The sequence below is a fragment of the Pseudomonas putida genome (assembly GCF_022627325.1).
Lineage (GTDB): Bacteria > Pseudomonadota > Gammaproteobacteria > Pseudomonadales > Pseudomonadaceae > Aquipseudomonas > Aquipseudomonas putida_X.
Window position 1 is genome coordinate 195,872 of the sequence record NZ_JAETZZ010000002.1, and the last position, 17,012, is coordinate 212,883.

The window sequence follows — 17,012 nt, forward strand, 5'->3', positions numbered from 1 at the left end:
TGATGCCGGCCCGGTGCTAGGCTCACCCTGACCGGGCCGGCGATAGGTCAGCGGGATGTCTCGATGCGAAGTACTTCGGTGTAGATCGCATCGACCGTCTGGTCGACCTTGAGGTTTTTCATGCGTGCCTGCAGCTCAGGGTCTTCGACCTTGACCACCTGCAACTTGCCTTGCGGCGGTAGCAGGCTCACCTCATGGGTCTTGAGGTCGATCTTCTTGATCTGCGACGTCACCCGCACCTGGCGGAATGCCTCACCGCCCGGGTTGGGGTTGGCCAGGGTGGCGCGGATGGTTCCCGACTCATCACTGGCTTTGGGCGCCCCGCCCACCTCAGTGTTCAGCACATAGGCCACTGCACGGGTCACGTAGATATCGACCTGGTCACCGACTTTGAGGTTGGGCAGCGCCTTGGCGTTTTCGCTGAGCTGGAACGTCACGTCCTTGTCGTCCGGGCCTTTGACGGTCACCTGCCGGTTGGCCTGGTCTATGGCCGTGACCTGTGTGGTCACATGGCTTTCCAGTGCTTCACTGGCGATCGGTATGTCGGCAGCCTGCACCGTTAAACTGGCGGTACCCACGAGCGTGGCAAGCGCAACGGCGCGAGCGAGTATGCAAAGAGCATTCATAGGCCTGCTTCCTTGTAATCGACACAAGATTGGCGCGTGAACGCTTCACGCGCCGCTCCTACACCATAGCTGGACTTACCGATTGCGCGTGACCCGCCAGACGGTATTGGCCAGGTCGTCCGCGATGATCAGCGCACCCCGTGGATCGACCGTCACCCCGACCGGCCGGCCGCGGGTCTTGCCGTCCTCGGCCCGGAAGCCGGTGGCGAAGTCGATCGGTTCGCCGGCAGGCTTGCCATTGCTGAACGGGACGAAGATCACTTTGTAGCCCACAGGGTTTGGCCGGTTCCAACTGCCGTGCTCGCCCACGAACACCCCGTCGGCAAAGCGCTCGCCCATGGCCGGTATGGAAAAGTCCACGCCCAGCGCGGCCACATGCGAACCGAGGCTGTAATCGGGCTTGATCGCGGCGGCCACCTTGTCCGGATTCTGCGGTTTGACCCGCTCATCGACATTCTGCCCCCAGTAGCTGTAGGGCCAGCCATAGAAGCCACCTTCACGCACCGAGGTGAGATAGTCCGGCACCAGGTCCGGGCCGAGTTCATCGCGCTCGTTGACCACGGTCCACAGCTGCCCGCTGCCAGGCTGGATGGCCAGCGCCGTTGGGTTGCGCAAGCCGGTGGCGTAGGGTTTGTGGGCGCCGGTGGCTGCATCGACCTGCCAGACCATGGCGCGGTCGATCTCCGCTTCCATGCCCCGCTCGGTGATATTGCTGTTCGACCCGATACCCACATACAGATAACGGCCATCGGGGCTGATGGTCAGCGCCTTGGTCCAGTGGTGATTGATCTCGGCCGGCAGGTCGGTGACCTTGGTCGGCGGGTTGGCGGCCTTGGTCTGGCCGTCCTGGTAGTCGAAACGCACCAGCGCATCCTGGTTGGCCACGTACAGCTTGCCATCGGCAAACGCCAGGCCATACGGCGCGTTGAGGTTTTCGGCAAATACCGTCTGCACCTCGTAGGTGCCATCGCCGTCGGCGTCCCGCAGCAGTGTCAGGCGGTTGCCACCCTTGACCTGCGTATTGCCCTTGGCCTTGATCTGGCTGGCGATGACGTCCTTGGGCTTGAGCTTGGCTGCACTGCCGCCGCGGCCTTCGGCCACCAGGATGTCGCCGTTGGGCAGGACCAGGCTCTGGCGCGGGATTTTCAGGTCAGTGGCGATGGCGGTGATGCTGTAACCCTCAGGCACGGTCGGCTTCTGCTCGCCCCAGTGTGCCGGCTCGGCGATCTTCATGTTCGGCAGCAGGCCACGCTCGGGGGCCGGCAGTTTCGGGTCGGGGCCCAGGGCCTGGGTCGCCTCGCCGTCCCCACCGCAGGCGCTCAACAGCAGCGCTACACTCAAAACAGGCAATGCATGCAAAGGTTTCATGCCGCACCTCCCGAACGCAGGTTGCTCATGCCCAGCCAGGCCGCCACGCAGGCCAGCACGGTGACGATCAGAGACAACACCAGGCCTGCAGGCATCACTGCCCAGGCATCCTTGGCGTGCTCGAACGCATTGATCAGGCCCAGTACCCAAGTCACCAGCAACAGCAGAAAGTACAGTGTCGGCCGCCCGCCCTTGCGCTCGGCGCGGACCAGGTTGGCCAGCGCGAACAGCAACGTCAGGCCACAGAACAGCAGGCCGCCGGCAATCAACCAGGAGGCGAAGTTACTCCACTGGATCTGGTAGCTCTTGAAATAGGCTATGTCACTCAGCAATGCGCCAAGAAACAACGGCACCGTGCCGGCCAGCAGGATTGCATGCAGCGGGCTGGGCGTGCATCGGTAGAGGGTTTGCTCGGTAGCGGTCACGGCGCCTCCTTACTCAGTCAGTGACCAGGGCTGGCGGACAGGCGCGAGTGCTCGGTCCGTCAGGCGTGCGCGGGGTGCGCTTAGCAAAGGATCACCTTGACGTCCGGTTAGTTCACCGCTTGGCTTGATAGAAACATCCTGAAAGATTTCACCTCTTACCACATGAGGCAAATGGCATGAGCGCTGATACAGCACGACCGTATGCGTTGTGGGCCGCACATGCCCTGCTGGGCCTGAGCCTTACGCTGGCGGGCGGATGTTCGAACAAACAGAGCCAGGCTCGCTACCAGATAGCGGCCTTGGGCTCGAACTGTTTCGCCAAGGCGGTGCCCACCCTGGGAGAAGGCGGCCTGGCGTGGGGCGATACCTTGAGCATGGCCCGACACAAGTCGATGAACAATTGCATCCGCTACGCCGGCCGGTCCGGCGGAACGCCCAAGACCTGCCAGGTGGTCATGGCCAAGTGCAAGAACTAGCACAGGCGCAACGCGGCAGGTCGCGCGCCTAGAGCCTTGTCACACCGCCTTGGCCCGGGCGGCATGCAGTTTCTTGTAGCTCTCGATCAGGCGCAGATGGCGGTCCAGCCCTTCCAGCTTCATGCTGGTGGGGGTCAAACCGTGGAAGCGCACGCTACCGTCCACCGAACCCAGCACGGCATCCATGCGCGGGTTGCCGAACATCCGGCGGAAGTTGGCCTCGTAGTCCTCCATTTCCAGCTCGTCATCGAGCACCACTTCCAGCGCCACATTCAGTGCCTGGTAGAACAAACCGCGCTCGACAGTGTTGTCGTTGAACTGCAGGAACGCCTCGACCAGCTCCTTGGCGTCCTCGAAACGCTTCAACGCCAGGCAAATCAGCAGCTTCAACTCAAGGATGGTCAACTGCCCCCACACCGTGTTGTCGTCGAACTCGACCCCGATCAGCGTGGTGATGGTGGTGTAGTCGTCCACCTCACAGTTGTCCAGGCGCTTGAGCAGCGCGCGCAGTGCCCGGTTGTCCAGGCTATGCAGGTTGAGAATGTCGGCACGGAAACCCAGGGCACGGTTGGTGTTGTCCCAGATCAGGTCCTCGACCGGGTAGATCTCCGAGTAACCCGGTACCAGGATGCGGCAGGCGTTGGCGCCGAGGTTGTCGTACACCGCCATGTACACCTCTTTGCCCATGCCCTCGAGAATGCCGAACAGGGTCGCGGCTTCCTGGGCATTGGAATCTTCACCCTGGCCGGAGAAGTCCCACTCGACGAACTCGAAATCGGCCTTGGCGCTGAAGAAGCGCCACGACACCACGCCACTGGAGTCGATGAAGTGCTCGACGAAGTTGTTCGGCTCGGTCAGCGCGTGGCTTTCGAAGGTCGGCTGCGGCAAGTCGTTGAGCCCCTCGAAACTGCGGCCCTGCAGCAGTTCGGTAAGGCTGCGCTCCAACGCCACTTCCAGGCTTGGATGGGCACCGAACGAGGCGAACACGCCACCGGTACGCGGGTTCATCAAGGTCACGCACATGACCGGGAATTCACCGCCCAGCGACGCGTCCTTGACCAACACCGGGAAGCCCTGCTCTTCAAGCCCCTGGATGCCTGCGACGATCCCTGGGTACTTGGCCAGCACCGCCTGCGGCACATCCGGCAGGCACAGCTCGCCCTCGAGGATTTCACGCTTCACCGCCCGCTCGAAGATTTCCGACAGGCACTGCACCTGGGCTTCGGCCAGGGTGTTGCCGGCGCTCATGCCGTTGCTGAGGAACAGGTTCTCGATCAGGTTGGACGGGAAGTACACCACCTGGCCGTCGGACTGGCGCACGAACGGCAGCGAACAGATGCCACGCTCGGTGTTGCCCGAGTTGGTGTCATACAGGTGCGAACCACGCAGCTCGCCGTCCGGGTTGTAGATCTGCAGGCAGTATGGGTCGAGGATCTCGCCTGGCAGCGCGTCCTTGGCGCCGGGTTTGAACCACTGCTCGTTGGGATAATGCACGAACGGCGCGTTGGCGATGTCCTCGCCCCAGAACTGGTCGTTATAGAAGAAGTTGCAGTTCAAACGCTCGATGAACTCACCCAGCGCCGAGGCCAGGGCGGCCTCTTTGGTCGAGCCCTTGCCGTTGGTGAAGCACATTGGCGACTGCGCATCGCGCACGTGCAGCGACCACACGTTGGGCACGATGTTGCGCCAGGAGGCGATCTCGATCTTCATGCCCAGCCCGGCGAGCAGGCCCGACATGTTGGCGATGGTCTGCTCCAGCGGCAGGTCCTTGCCGGCGATGTAGGTGGTGGTGTCGGCGACCGGCATGAGCAGGCCCTGGGCGTCGGCATCGAGGTTGTCGACCTGCTCGATGATGAACTCAGGGCCGGTCTGCACCACTTTCTTGACCGTGCAGCGGTCGATGGAACGCAGAATGCCCTGGCGGTCCTTCTCGGAGATGTCTTCCGGCAACTCGACCTGGATCTTGAAGATCTGGTTGTAGCGGTTCTCAGGGTCGACGATGTTGTTCTGCGACAGGCGGATGTTTTCGGTAGGGATGTCCCGGGTCTGGCAGTACAGCTTGACGAAATAGGCGGCGCACAGGGCCGATGAGGCAAGGAAATAGTCGAACGGCCCCGGGGCCGAGCCATCGCCTTTGTAGCGAATCGGCTGGTCGGCGATCACCGTGAAGTCGTCGAATTTGGCTTCAAGACGAAGGTTGTCGAGAAAGTTGACCTTGATTTCCATGCGGGAACACCGTGATTTGAACGTGCAAAACGAAATTGGCCGGCATTATCCGGTTTTTTCGGCTGGAAGTCCTGTTTGTCTGCGCACCTGACCGCTACCGCACACGATTGCGCATTTCAACGGATTGCTTGCCTGATTCTCTGAACCTTCGGTAAACGGCAGGCCGCCGCACCCCCTCCTGTGCTAGCGTTTGCGGATTGGGGAGCAACGTATTCCCTGCACGACAACACAATGACAACCGATGATCAGCAGGTGAGCCATGGAACTTCGAATCAACCAGAAGACCTACCAGGTCGAGGCTGACGCCGACACGCCGTTGCTGTGGGTGATCCGCGACGACCTCGGCCTGACCGGCACCAAGTATGGCTGCGGCCTGGCACAGTGCGGCGCCTGCTCGGTGCTGGTGGACGGCAATGTGGTACGCGCCTGTGTCACGCCGGTGGCCGGCGTGGTCGGGCGTGAAGTGACCACCATCGAAGCCATCGAGGCCGATGCGGTGGGCAAGCGCGTAGTGGCGGCATGGGTCGAGCACCAGGTGGCCCAATGCGGTTACTGCCAGTCCGGGCAAGTGATGGCGGCCACCGCGCTGCTCAAGCACACCCCGAAACCGAGCGATGCGCAAATCGACGCGGCGATGGTCAACCTGTGCCGCTGCGGCACGTACAACGCCATCCATGCCGCCGTGCACGAACTTGCCCAAGGGGAGAAGGCCTGATGAATACGCCTGTCGATACCCCTGCAGCGCTGCTCGACCTACCGCCGGGGGCAACGGTCAACTTGTCGCGTCGGCGGTTTCTCGCCAGTACCGCCGTAGGTGCGCTGGTCCTGGGCTTCGGGCTGCCGCTGGGCACCAGCCGGGTCCAGGCGGCGACGACCGCCGCCCAGGAGCGCGGCACCCAGGTACCTGCATTCCTGGAAATCCGCCAGGACGGCACGGTACGCCTGCTCTGCCCGTTCATCGAAGGCGGCCAAGGCACCTATACCGCCATGGCGCAGATCGTCGGCGAAGAACTGGACGCGGACCCTGCCACATTCGTGGTCGACAGTGCCCCGCCGGGCGAAGCCTACGTCGTGATGGAAAACGGCATGCGGATCACCGGCGGCAGCATGTCGGTGCGCATGAGCTACCCGACCATGCGCCGCCTCGGCGCCCTCGCCCGGGCCATGCTGCTGCAGGCCGCAGCCGAACAATGGGGCGTACCGGTGAGCGAGCTGTCCACCGAGCCTGGCAAAGTGCTGCACGCTGCCTCGGGCCGTGCGCTGGGCTATGGCGAACTGGCTGAACGGGCCATGGACCTGCCGGTACCGGACCCGGCCGGCATCACGCTGCGCGACCCCAGCCAGTTCCGCTGGATCGGCAAGCCGGTGGCGCGCGTCGATGCCTACGACAAATCCACCGGCAAAGCGCTTTACACCATCGACATCAAGCTCGAGGGGATGCTCCACGCCGCTGTGCAGCATGCCCCGCGCCTGGGCATGACCGTGGGCCGCCTGCGCAACGAAGAGCAGGTCAAGGCCATGAAAGGCGTGCACTCGGTGCATCAGTTGCCAGGCGCCGTTGCCGTGGTGGCCGAACGCTGGTGGCACGCCAAGCGTGCGGTCGAAGCGGTCCAGGTGGACTGGCAGGAACCCGGCGCCGACAGCACGGTACGCGCCATGCCCGCCGACTTTTCCAGCGATGCCTGGCGCGAGCACCTGGCCGCCCAGACAGGCCCGGCCCGCGACGACGAAAGCGAGGGCGATCTGGCCGCGGCACTGGGCAACGCCAAGACCAAGGTCGAGGCCACCTACCACAACCAGTACCTCAACCACGCCCAGTTGGAGCCGCCGTCCGCACTGGCGCGCTACAACCCCGACGGTTCGCTGGAAGTCTGGCTGCCCAACCAGGCGCCGGACATGTTCCGTGACGACATCGCCAAACGCACCGGCCTGGACCCTGCAAAGATCACCTTGCACTCCCCGCTTCTGGGTGGGTTCTTCGGTCGCCACTTCCTGTATGACTCGGCCAACCCGTACCCGCAGGCCATCTTGCTGGCCAAGGCCGTCGGCCGCCCGGTGAAGCTGATCTGGAGCCGCGAGGAAGAATTCCTGCGCGATGTGCTGCGACCGGTGGCGGTGGTCAAGTTCCGCGCAGGGCTGGATGCCGATGGCCTGCCAGTGGCCATCGAAGCGGTGAGTGCCACAGAGGGCCCGACCGAGGCCCTGGCAGGCAAGCAAGGCGAGAAGATCGACCCAACGGCGCTCGAAGGGCTGTCGGGCAAATCCTACGCCATCGCCAACAAGCGTATCGCACAGATCTACGTCAAGGGCCCGGCCATGCTGGGTTACTGGCGCTCGGTGGGCAACTCGCTGAACGACTTCTTCTATGAGTCCTTCCTGGACGAACTGGCCGACAAAGGCGGCAAGGACCCCTTCGAGTTGCGCCTGCACCTGCTGCGCGACAACCCTCGCCTGACCAACCTGCTGCAAGCGGTGGGTGAATTGTCCGGTGGCTGGAAGCGCGGGCCGTTCACCGCTGAAGACGGCAGCAAGCGGGCACGAGGCGTGGCCATGGCCTCGCCGTTCGGCTCGGAGGCCGCCGTGATCGCTGAAGTGTCGATCGAAGATGGCCAGGTCAAGGTCCACGATATCTGGCAGGCGATCGACCCTGGCAGCATCGTCAACCCGGCGATCATCGAAGCCCAGGTCAACGGCGCCGTGGCACTCGGCCTGTCGCAGACGCTGGTCGAGGAAGCGGTGTTCATCGATGGCAAGCCGCGTGCGCGCAACTACGACCTGTATCCGATCCTGCCTGCCTCGCGCATGGCCCGGGTGCATGTGCGCATTGTCGAAAGCGGCGCGAAGATGGGGGGCATTGGCGAGCCGCCGTTGCCTGCGGTGGCGCCAGCAGTGGCCAACGCGGTGGCGCAGCTTACCGGCCAGCGCATCCGCAGCCTGCCCATGAGCCGCCATACCTTCAGCTGACCGGACAAGGAACGCCCCATGACCCACAGTCGATTCGCAAGAACCGCAGGCTGGCTGGCGCTGCCGTGCCTGGTCGCCGCCGGCCTGCTGGCCTGGTATGTCACCCGTGAGCCCGCTTCGCCCTTCGTCACCGAACAGAATGCCAGCTTCGACCCTGCCCTGGTCAGCCGTGGTGAGTACGTGGCCAGGCTCAGCGACTGCGTCGCCTGCCACAGCCTGCCCGACGGCAAGCCGTTTGCCGGTGGGCTGGAAATGGCCACACCACTGGGGGCGATACACGCCACCAACGTGACGCCCGACCCCGCGACGGGCATCGGCAATTACAGCCTTGCCGACTTCGACCGCGCCGTGCGTCACGGCGTCGCGCCGGGCGGCCGGCGGCTGTACCCGGCCATGCCCTACCCCTCGTATGCCAAGCTCAGTGATGATGATGTGCGGGCCCTGTATGCCTTCTTCATGAAAGGTGTGCAGCCGGCACAGCAGGCGAACATCCCCAGCGATATCCCGTGGCCGTTGAACATGCGCTGGCCGATCGCGCTGTGGAACGGCCTGTTCGCAGCAGACCAACCTTACGCGGTCAAACCGACGCAGGACGCGGTGTGGAACCGAGGTGCCTATATCGTTCAGGGGCCCGGCCACTGTGGCAGTTGCCATACCCCGCGGGGCCTGGCCTTCAACGAAAAAGCCCTGGATGAAGAGGGCAAGCCGTTCCTGGCCGGTGCGCTGCTCGATGGCTGGTACGCACCCAGCCTGCGTAACGACCACAACACTGGCCTGGGCCGCTGGAGCGAGGCGCAGATCGTGCAGTTCCTCAAACACGGGCGCAATCAGCATGCGGTGGTCTATGGCTCGATGACCGAGGCGTTCAACAATTCCACCCAGTTCATGAGCGATGACGACCTGGCAGCGATCGCCCGCTACCTCAAATCGTTGCCGGGCGACCCACAACGTGACGGCGCGCCGTGGCAATACCAGGCGGTGTCTGCCGGCGAGCGCCTGAACAGCCCGGGCGCCCACACCTACGTGACCCGCTGCGCCACCTGCCACGGCTTGGACGGCAAGGGCCAGGCAGAATGGATGCCGCCGCTGGCGGGGGCCACCTCGTCGCTGGCGAAGGAAGATGCGTCGGCGATCAACATCACCCTCAATGGCTCGCAACGCATCGTCGCCGCAGGGCTGCCGGATGCCTACCGCATGCCGGCGTTCCGCGAGCAATTGTCGGACCAGGAGATCGCCGATGTACTGAGCTTCGTCCGCGGTACCTGGGGCAACCACGGCGGTGCGGTCGATGCGCAGGCCGTCAGCAAGCTGCGCGGGGATACCGACCCGGCGAGCAGCAGCCCGATCATCTTGCACATGCGCTGAGGAATAACCGTCAATGGAAAGCATCGACCTGCTGGTCCTGCGCACCAGCTGTGACTGGCTCAAGGCAGGCGAACGGGTGCTGCTGGCAACCGTCGCCCGTACCTGGGGCTCATCGCCCAGGCCGGTGGGTTCGATGATGGCCCTGCGTGGCGATGGCAGGGTCATTGGCAGCGTCTCCGGTGGTTGCATCGAGGATGACCTGGTGCATCGCTACACCACCGCCTACAACGGCGAGGGCATGCCGGAAGGGCTGCCGCGCGTGGTGCGTTACGGCGTCAGTGCCGACGAGGCCCATCGCTTTGGCCTGCCCTGCGGCGGGACCCTGGAGCTGATACTCGAATTCAACCCTTCGTTGCCCAGCCTTGAGCAGCTTCTGGCGCAGCTGGACGCTGGCAACCTGGTCCGTCGCGAGCTGGACCTTGGCACCAGTGACACAAGCCTGACCGCCACGCATGCGCCAGAGCAGTTCAGCTTCGATGGCCAGCGGATGGTCAATACCCTGGGCCCCGGCGACCGCATGCTGTTGATCGGTGCCGGGGCACTGGCCGAATACCTGGCGACCATGGCGCTGTTCAATGGCTTCAAGGTGGCCGTCTGTGACCCTCGCCATGAATACATGGATGGCTGGAATGTCGCGGGCGTGGAGAAGCTGGTCGGCATGCCGGACGACATGGTCAGGGCCTTTGCCCCGGACCTGCGCAGTTGCATCATTGGCCTTAGCCATGACCCCAAGCTGGACGACCTGGCCCTGCTCGAAGCCTTGCACAGCCCAGCCTTCTACATCGGTGTGATCGGCTCGCGGCGTAACAGCCAGCTGCGCCGCGAACGCCTGGTCGAGCATTTCGGCCAGACCCAGGCCTCACTCAAACGCCTGCATGGCCCAATCGGCATCTACATCGGTAGCAAGACCCCTGCGGAGATCGCGGTCAGCGTCATGGCCGAGGTGCTGGCCATCAAGAACGGCGTGGCCTTGCCCAGCGCGGCCAATGTGACCACGGCCAAGCGGGCTCGGGAAGCCAGTGCATGACATCAACGTGCGCCCATCACTGAACACCGCCGCCGCGCCCACGCCGCCTCAGTGCGGCCCGCCCGCTTGCTGCTGTTTCCAACGCTCGAGGTTCTTCGCCAGTAGCTGCCCAGGCAGCGGGCCAGCGACAATTTCCTTCATTTTCTGCGCCAGGCGCTCACGCAGCCTGGGCTGGTTGCACGGCGAGGCCTGGGACAGCGCCAGGTACAAACCCTCACTGGAAACCGGCGGGTCGAGCACCTTCAACTGCGCCTCCATACCCAGCGTCCGCGCCATCGCCATACCGGGGTACTGCTCATAGATCAGGTAGTCGTTACGCTTGTGCAGCAGCTTCTCGAACGCCTGCCTGGCGCTGGGAACCGCTTCGAGGGTGAGGTTGGCCCTGGCATAGTCATCGAACGCCTGGCCATGACTGTTGCTGACCAGGGTGCCGCCCTTGCGCCCCTTCAAGTCTGGCCAGCCACGGTAAGCAAAGGCCGCGTCCTGGCGCACCCAGACAACACTTGGGGTATGCAGGAATGGCGGGCTGATGAAGTCTACCTCCTGCTGACGCGCCTGGGTCAGGAAGTAACCGGCCATCAAATCGATACGGCCTTTGCGCACCTCTTCCTGGGCCCGCGACCAGGGCCCACCGTAGACCACCTGCATTTCCAGCCCGAGCGCCCGGCCCAGGTGATCAAGCAGGTCGGCGTTGGCCCCGATCAGTCGTTGGGGGTTGGTCGGGTCGCGCCACAGGTAAGGGGGGTATTCCGGATTGCCGGTGGCGGTCAGTTGCCGACACGCATCCTCCGCTGCCCAGGCCTGAGGCAGCAGAAAAAAGAAAAGCCAAAGCAGCAAAGACCGACCGGACCACCGCTCGACCATCTACAACCCTCGGTGCTTGGGGCCTTAGGCGGCCAGCCGTGGTCGCGAAAGGCTGCCACATCCTGCGCACGTCTGCTGTACTGCTGCCCGCATGCTTTAAAGATTCTGGACGAGAATCAGCTGGCTGCCAGAAATTTATCCGGGCATGCGCGCCAAAGACCGCTTGGCCGCCGCCTGGAACACGCCGCGCAGTGCCCTGACTTGCTCTTCGGTGAGCGTTTGCGCGCAGGTCAGCCCCTGCAGGAAGCCTATGCCCCAGTTTTTCGTCTGGTCCAGTTGCTGACGGTTTTCGGCTTCGGCGATATCGCCCAGATGGAGCGCGGCGTGGTGCTCGTAGCGGTCACCCAGTGCCAACTTGCGCAGTTCACCCAGAGCGACCTTGAATTCAGCGGCGGCTACATCGTCCAGGCCCAGGTGCTCATACTGAAGCAGGCTCAGACGGTCGGTGGCGGTCATCTTCGAATCTCCGTTTCTCTATAAAAGGAGCAGTTGCAGGAAAGTCACCGACCAACCCAGAACGCTTCCAGGCGCCAGGTGATGGTGGTGTGGTGTTAAGGGTTGTATACCATAGGTGAGGGCCATCGCCCTAGCGGTGTGCGCCGTCCGGTTGGTTGTAGCCGTCGGGGGCGACTGCCGGCCCCTTTCCAACCCCTGCCCGAAATACAGTCGGCGAGGTCCGGGCCACCGGGTGGGTGGCAACAGCCTATGGCTTGCACCCGCAGCGCTAGCTACCCACCACCGGCCTCCCTGCAACCGGTGAAGAACCGAATGCACGCCTTCAACAGGCCTCACTGCAGGCCAGCACTGCTCAACCAACCGTGCGTCGCTGCATGCACCTGCTGCAAGCGGTTTTCACCGCCAAGCATCATCGAAGGCGTTTCCACGCTCACGTGCACATCCACCGGCAACGCGCCCAGCAGTGCTGCCAGTGGCAACTGCCCCTGCCCCGGCAACAACCGCCCTTCACGCGCCTCCTGGATAATCAGTGCCTCAGCGGGCGCCGAGCGCGGCGCATCGCACAGTTGCACCGCCCGCAGGTAGCGCGGGTCGACGTCGGCAAGTGCCGCTACCTCCCCGCCCGAACGGAACAGATGCAGCGCATCCACCAGTACCGCGCTGTTGTCCTGCCCAGCCATGTGCACCACAGCCAACGCCTGCTGCAGGGTGGCCACCGGCCTCCAGCGCATGAACTCCAGATCCACACGCAAGCCATACGCCTTGGCCATTTCACACAGCGCCGCGAAGTTGTGCGCAAGCCGCACTCGGTCTTCGTCATCCCCGGATACCGTAAGGCTGGTGGCGCCCAGTTCAGCACCTGCGGCCAGCAAGGCTGAACAATCGCCAACCTGCAGTTGCGGCGTCAGCGGGACGAACTCGATGTCGGCAACACTCACACCCTCACCTGCCATCACGGCCTTCACCTCTCGCAACGCCTGCCCCCCCGCCGCCAGCGGGTAAGCCTGCGCCCCCGGCATCACCGGGTGCAGCCGCAAGCCCACGGCGTTGAAACCGGCACTGCCAGCCTCACGCACCAACGCCTGCGGCGCAAGGTCCAGCGCGGTGAGATGGGCAACCGCAAGGGGCCTCAATAGGTCGCCCTCCCACCACTGAGGTCGAACACGAAGCCTGTGGTGAAGCTGCATTCCGGCCCGGCGATCCAGGCCACCATGTTGGCAATTTCCTCAGCCTTGAGAAAACGCCCCATCGGTATCTTGGCCTTGCTCGCCGCGATATGCTCCTGCGTCATCTCAGCCATCAGCGGCGTTTCGACCATCGCCGGGGCGATGCAGTTGAGCGACACACCCTCCTGCGCCAGTTCCTTGGCTGCGGCCTTGGTGAAGGCGATGACCCCGGCCTTGGCAGCCGAGTAGCCGCTGATGTATTGCACGCCATCCTTGCCCGCCATCGATGCCACGTTGACGATCCGCCCATAACCGCGCTCGCGCATATGCGGGATGGCCGTTCGGCAGCAGTAGAAGACGCCGTTCAGGTCGATGGCGATGACCTTGTCCCAGGCCTGCGGCGGGTACTCCCAGGACGGTACCACCGGCCCGTTGATGCCAGCGTTGTTGATCAGGATTTCGACCGGCCCCACGCGCGCCAGCACCTCAGCGAATGCCGCCTCGACCGTGGCCAATGAGGCGACATCCACAGCCTGGCGCAGCACTGGCTCGAAACCGTTGACGACACTGTCCCAGCCATCCACTTCGAGGTCCCAGATCACCACCTGGGCACCGGCGCAGTGCAGCCGTTGGGCGATGGCCAGGCCGATGCCACGCATGCCACCGGTCACGATCGCAGTTTGCCCTTGCAGGGGTTGGCTCATTGTTCAGCTCCTTTTTCAACACAGGGAATATCCGGCAGGCGACGCAGGTCACGCACCATGAACAGGTAACACAGCGCGCCAAGGGCGGTGATCGAGGAGACGAAGACCAAGGCCCAGACGAAGGACCCGGTGGCCGTCACGATCAGGCCGATGGTCAGCGGGGTAACGATGCCGGCGGCGTTGGCGAACAGGTTGAACAGCCCACCACTGAGGCCCAGCAAGCCCTTGGGCGCGATGTCGGAAACGATCATCCAGGCCAAGGCGGACATGCCCTGGGCGAAATAGGCGATACACAGGATGGCAATGACCAGCACGTCCGACTCGACATAGTTGGCCAGGACAATCACCGAGGCGGTCAGCAGGCCGGCGATGACCGGCAGCTTGCGTGCCACATTCAGCGAGTAGCCGCGGCGCAGCAAGGCATCGGAGAGCCAGCCGCCGACCAGCGTGCCCAGCGAAGCGGCGATGAACGGCAGCACCGCTACCCAACCGACTTTAAGCCAAGGCATGTGCCGTTCAGTGACCAGATAGGTCGGGAACCAGGTCAGGAAGAACACATTGGTCGAGTTGCAGGCGAACTGCCCAAGGCAGATACCGAGCATGTTGCGGTGCTTGAGCAGCGCCGGGATCTGCGACCACGCAAAGACAGTGGCTTTCTGGCCACCATCGACCACCCCACCGCCGGCAGCGATATGATCGAGCTCGGCCTGGCTGGCCGTGGTCGACTGGTGTGGCTCGTGGTATTTACGCCACCAGACCAATCCGTAGAGCACGCCCAGTAACCCGACCGCCATCAGCAGAAAGCGCCAGCCGTAGGCGTGCAACACCCAAAACAGCAAGGGTGTCAGGAACGCAAGGCCGGTGTACTCGGCAAAGGTATAGATACCGGTCGCCCTGGCCCGCTCGCTTTGCGGGAACCAGGTCGCCACCACGCGGCTGTTGGTAGGGAAGCACGGTGCTTCTGTGACACCGACCAGAAAGCGCATGCCCAGCAAGGACAGAAACCCTTGGGCCAGGCCCTGCAGGCCGGTGAACAGCGACCACAGCGTCAGCGCCAGCCAGTAGGTGAGCTTGGTGCCCAGCCGGTCGATCAGTATGCCGCCAGGGATCTGCGCCGCCGCGTAGGTCCAGGAGAACGCTGAGAAGATCACCCCCATCATCGCCGCGTTAAGGCCCAGATCGGCACTCATGCTCGGCGCGGCGATGCCCATCACGCTGCGGTCCAGGTAGTTGATCATGGTGCCGCCTGAGATCAGCGCCAGGATCATGAAGCGGGTTCGGGTACGTTGCTGCTGGCGCGCGGGGGTGTGGAACACCTTGGCACCGATAGGCTGATCAGCATTCATGGCATTTGCTCTCTTGTTCTTGGAATGGCAAAGGTGCAGGCGTCAGGCAAACCCGAACAGGCGCCTTGGGGTCTCCCACATGATGGTGCGCCGCAGGTGCGGGTCTGGCATCAAGCGCTCGGCCAACTTCAACAAGGGGCCGTAATCCACCCGGGTGTGCTGGCGGATGAACGGCCAGTCCGACCCCCACACACAGGCATGCGGGCCAAAGGCGTTGATCAACTCGTGTACGTACACGCTGCTTTGCTCATGCAGGGCAGCAGCGCTGGCGAATTTCTGCATGCCCGAAAGCTTCACGCAGGCCCGGCCCTGTCGAGCCAGCCGGAGCAATGCCTGAAAGCCGGCCTGTCGGATACCGCCGGCCGCATCCGGCCGCCCGCAATGGTCGATCAATACCCGCACCGCGCTGGCCTGGATCAGGCCGAGCAGTTCGACGAGCTGGTCGTCGCACACCTGGATCTGGGCGAACAGGCCAAGTTCGGCAAGCTTGCCGAACAACGGTCCGGCGTCGTTCAGGCTCTGCACGCCATACATTGCCGGGTTGAACGCCACACCGACCACGCCCTGCTCACGCAGTGCGGCCAGCTGCTCGAGGCTGATGTGGCGCTCGACCACCGCTATGCCCTTGAAACGGCCCTGAGCGCTCGCCAAGGCATGCAGCAGGCAGCGGTTGTCAGTGTGGTAGCCACTGTTGGGCCCTACCAACAAGGCATGGCGCACGCCATAGGCCTCCATCACCTGGTTGAACTGCTCCAGCGGCGCGATCTCCTGGCCGGACGGTGCGTACGGCGCATCGGGGTGATAGGCGAAGCGTGCAGGGTCAAACAAATGGTTATGGCAATCGATCTTCGGTTCATCAAAGATGTTCAAAGGCGGCTCCTTCAAGCGCCACTGCGCTTGCCTGCAGATCTTGTTATTGTTCGCCACCACGGGCGTTTGGCCTGGGCCCACGATACTGCGGGCGTCGCCGAGGCGCTCATACACAGATGGCGAAGACCATAACCTAAGGTAATACTCATGCTCCCCGGCAAAGAAGGCAGCGAAGCCAGTGCACTGGTATTCAAACTGCGGCACATGGAGGTGTTTCGGGCGGTCATGCTGACCGGCTCGATCAGCGCTGCCGCGAAGATGCTGTATGTCTCGCAGCCGGCGGTGAGCAAGCTCATCGGCTACATCGAAGGGCGCTTGGCCTACCGCCTGTTCGAGCGCATCAACAACCGCCTGGTGCCCACCGCCGAGGCGCAGATCCTGTTCCGTGAGGTCGAACGGGTGTATCAGGCAGCACTGCAAGTCAATGAATGCGCGCTGGCGCTGGCCACCGGCGCCCATCGCAAGCTGCGGATCTCCTGCAGCGCCTCGTTGTCGACGGTGGTAATCCCCACCGCCCTGGCCCAGCTCAAGCGTGAGGCGCCTGCACTGCAGATCGAATGGCAGACCTCGCTGATGGGCGAGATGCCCAACCAGATCCTGTCGAAGAAGGTCGACCTCTCTATCGCCGCCCTGCCGGTGGTGCACGACCACCTGCATTCACAGGCATTCATGCGTGGGCGCATGGTCGCTGTAATGCCCGTCGATCACCCCCTGGCACAGCAGCCAAGCCTGAGCTTGCAGCAGCTGGAAGGCCATGCGCTGCTGCTGTTTCGCCCGGACATGCCGTTCGGCAAGTTGCTGGCCGAGGAAATAGCCCGCCGTGGCCTGCACCTGGACTCGCTGTTGTCGTTCACCAATGCCAACGAGGCCGTGGCGCTGGTCAAGCAAGGCATGGGTATCAGCGTGATCGATGAATTCGTGGCACAGGACAGCGGCCTGGCCGTGGTGCCCTTGGCCGACGAGATTCACTTCGATATCAGCTTCGTCCATTCGCGTTTTGAACCGCCGTCACAGGCGGCCCTGCACCTGATGCGCGTGCTGCATGGCCAGGCGCGCAAGCTGGGGCGGCAGATCCCTGGGTTCGAGTTGCCCGACAGGTAAAGCGAGTGGCCCTGGAGATGCCGTGAAT

Annotated in this window: 16 protein-coding genes; 6 read left to right on the forward strand and 10 right to left on the reverse strand. The window is 63.7% G+C overall.

The features are described 5' to 3' along the window. Nucleotides 1-47: 47 nt before the first annotated feature. The 3 genes from JNA92_RS04790 to JNA92_RS04800 form a co-directional block, all read right to left on the reverse strand. Nucleotides 48-626, reverse strand: coding sequence for a hypothetical protein (locus JNA92_RS04790; protein WP_241803583.1), 579 nt, complete (start codon nucleotides 624-626; stop codon nucleotides 48-50). 75 nt (nucleotides 627-701) lie between these two features. After that, nucleotides 702-1,994: a PQQ-dependent sugar dehydrogenase gene (locus JNA92_RS04795; RefSeq protein ID WP_241803584.1), complete on the reverse strand. Its 1,293-nt coding sequence runs from the start codon at nucleotides 1,992-1,994 to the stop codon at nucleotides 702-704. After that, a complete protein-coding gene (locus JNA92_RS04800; RefSeq protein WP_174141128.1) occupies nucleotides 1,991-2,419 on the reverse strand; it encodes a DUF2231 domain-containing protein in 429 nt (142 codons plus the stop codon). The genes JNA92_RS04795 and JNA92_RS04800 overlap by 4 nt, the downstream gene beginning before the upstream one ends. Nucleotides 2,420-2,595: 176 nt before the next feature. Here JNA92_RS04800 and JNA92_RS04805 point away from each other — a divergent pair, with 176 nt between their 5' ends. Further along, the gene (locus JNA92_RS04805; RefSeq protein ID WP_241803585.1) at nucleotides 2,596-2,895 is read left to right on the forward strand and encodes a hypothetical protein; all 300 of its coding nucleotides are present in this window, start codon (nucleotides 2,596-2,598) and stop codon (nucleotides 2,893-2,895) included. A 39-nt stretch (nucleotides 2,896-2,934) separates the two neighbouring features. Here the strand turns inward: JNA92_RS04805 and JNA92_RS04810 are convergent, their stop codons facing one another. After that, entirely contained in the window at nucleotides 2,935-5,121 is a 2,187-nt protein-coding gene (locus JNA92_RS04810; RefSeq protein WP_241803586.1) for an OsmC domain/YcaO domain-containing protein, read from the reverse strand. 259 nt (nucleotides 5,122-5,380) lie between these two features. Between JNA92_RS04810 and JNA92_RS04815 the strand changes: the two genes are divergently transcribed. From JNA92_RS04815 to JNA92_RS04830, 4 genes are read left to right on the forward strand one after another with little or no spacing between them, the layout of a single operon-like run. Then, nucleotides 5,381-5,836, forward strand: coding sequence for a (2Fe-2S)-binding protein (locus tag JNA92_RS04815; RefSeq protein WP_056800918.1), 456 nt, complete (start codon nucleotides 5,381-5,383; stop codon nucleotides 5,834-5,836). Beyond that, complete coding sequence (locus JNA92_RS04820) at nucleotides 5,836-8,085, forward strand: xanthine dehydrogenase family protein molybdopterin-binding subunit (RefSeq protein ID WP_241803587.1); 2,250 nt, start codon at nucleotides 5,836-5,838, stop codon at nucleotides 8,083-8,085. The genes JNA92_RS04815 and JNA92_RS04820 overlap by 1 nt, the downstream gene beginning before the upstream one ends. 18 nt (nucleotides 8,086-8,103) lie before the next feature. Next, nucleotides 8,104-9,450, forward strand: coding sequence for a c-type cytochrome (locus JNA92_RS04825; protein ID WP_241803588.1), 1,347 nt, complete (start codon nucleotides 8,104-8,106; stop codon nucleotides 9,448-9,450). Between the two features lie 13 nt (nucleotides 9,451-9,463). Next, nucleotides 9,464-10,477 (forward strand): XdhC family protein, encoded by a 1,014-nt coding sequence (locus tag JNA92_RS04830; RefSeq protein WP_241803589.1) that lies wholly within the window; start codon nucleotides 9,464-9,466, stop codon nucleotides 10,475-10,477. A 48-nt stretch (nucleotides 10,478-10,525) separates the two neighbouring features. Here the strand turns inward: JNA92_RS04830 and JNA92_RS04835 are convergent, their stop codons facing one another. From JNA92_RS04835 to JNA92_RS04860, 6 genes are all read right to left on the reverse strand, one after another. Further along, nucleotides 10,526-11,341, reverse strand: a complete 816-nt coding sequence (locus JNA92_RS04835; protein WP_241803590.1) for a substrate-binding periplasmic protein — start codon at nucleotides 11,339-11,341, stop codon at nucleotides 10,526-10,528. A gap of 135 nt (nucleotides 11,342-11,476) precedes the next feature. Continuing rightward, nucleotides 11,477-11,797: a hypothetical protein gene (locus JNA92_RS04840; RefSeq protein ID WP_012314688.1), complete on the reverse strand. Its 321-nt coding sequence runs from the start codon at nucleotides 11,795-11,797 to the stop codon at nucleotides 11,477-11,479. A 332-nt stretch (nucleotides 11,798-12,129) separates the two neighbouring features. Continuing rightward, a complete protein-coding gene (locus tag JNA92_RS04845) occupies nucleotides 12,130-12,930 on the reverse strand; it encodes a sugar phosphate isomerase/epimerase family protein (RefSeq protein WP_241803591.1) in 801 nt (266 codons plus the stop codon). Next, a complete protein-coding gene (locus tag JNA92_RS04850; protein WP_241803592.1) occupies nucleotides 12,927-13,667 on the reverse strand; it encodes an SDR family NAD(P)-dependent oxidoreductase in 741 nt (246 codons plus the stop codon). The genes JNA92_RS04845 and JNA92_RS04850 overlap by 4 nt, the downstream gene beginning before the upstream one ends. Then, nucleotides 13,664-15,013, reverse strand: a complete 1,350-nt coding sequence (locus tag JNA92_RS04855; RefSeq protein ID WP_241803593.1) for an MFS transporter — start codon at nucleotides 15,011-15,013, stop codon at nucleotides 13,664-13,666. The genes JNA92_RS04850 and JNA92_RS04855 overlap by 4 nt, the downstream gene beginning before the upstream one ends. Before the next feature lie 42 nt (nucleotides 15,014-15,055). Next, entirely contained in the window at nucleotides 15,056-15,883 is an 828-nt protein-coding gene (locus tag JNA92_RS04860) for an amidohydrolase family protein (protein ID WP_241803594.1), read from the reverse strand. Nucleotides 15,884-16,030: 147 nt separating this feature from the next. Between JNA92_RS04860 and JNA92_RS04865 the strand changes: the two genes are divergently transcribed. Then, nucleotides 16,031-16,984 carry a LysR family transcriptional regulator gene (locus JNA92_RS04865; protein ID WP_241803595.1) on the forward strand — a complete coding sequence of 318 codons (954 nt, stop codon included), beginning with the start codon at nucleotides 16,031-16,033 and terminating at the stop codon, nucleotides 16,982-16,984. Nucleotides 16,985-17,012: the final 28 nt, after the last annotated feature.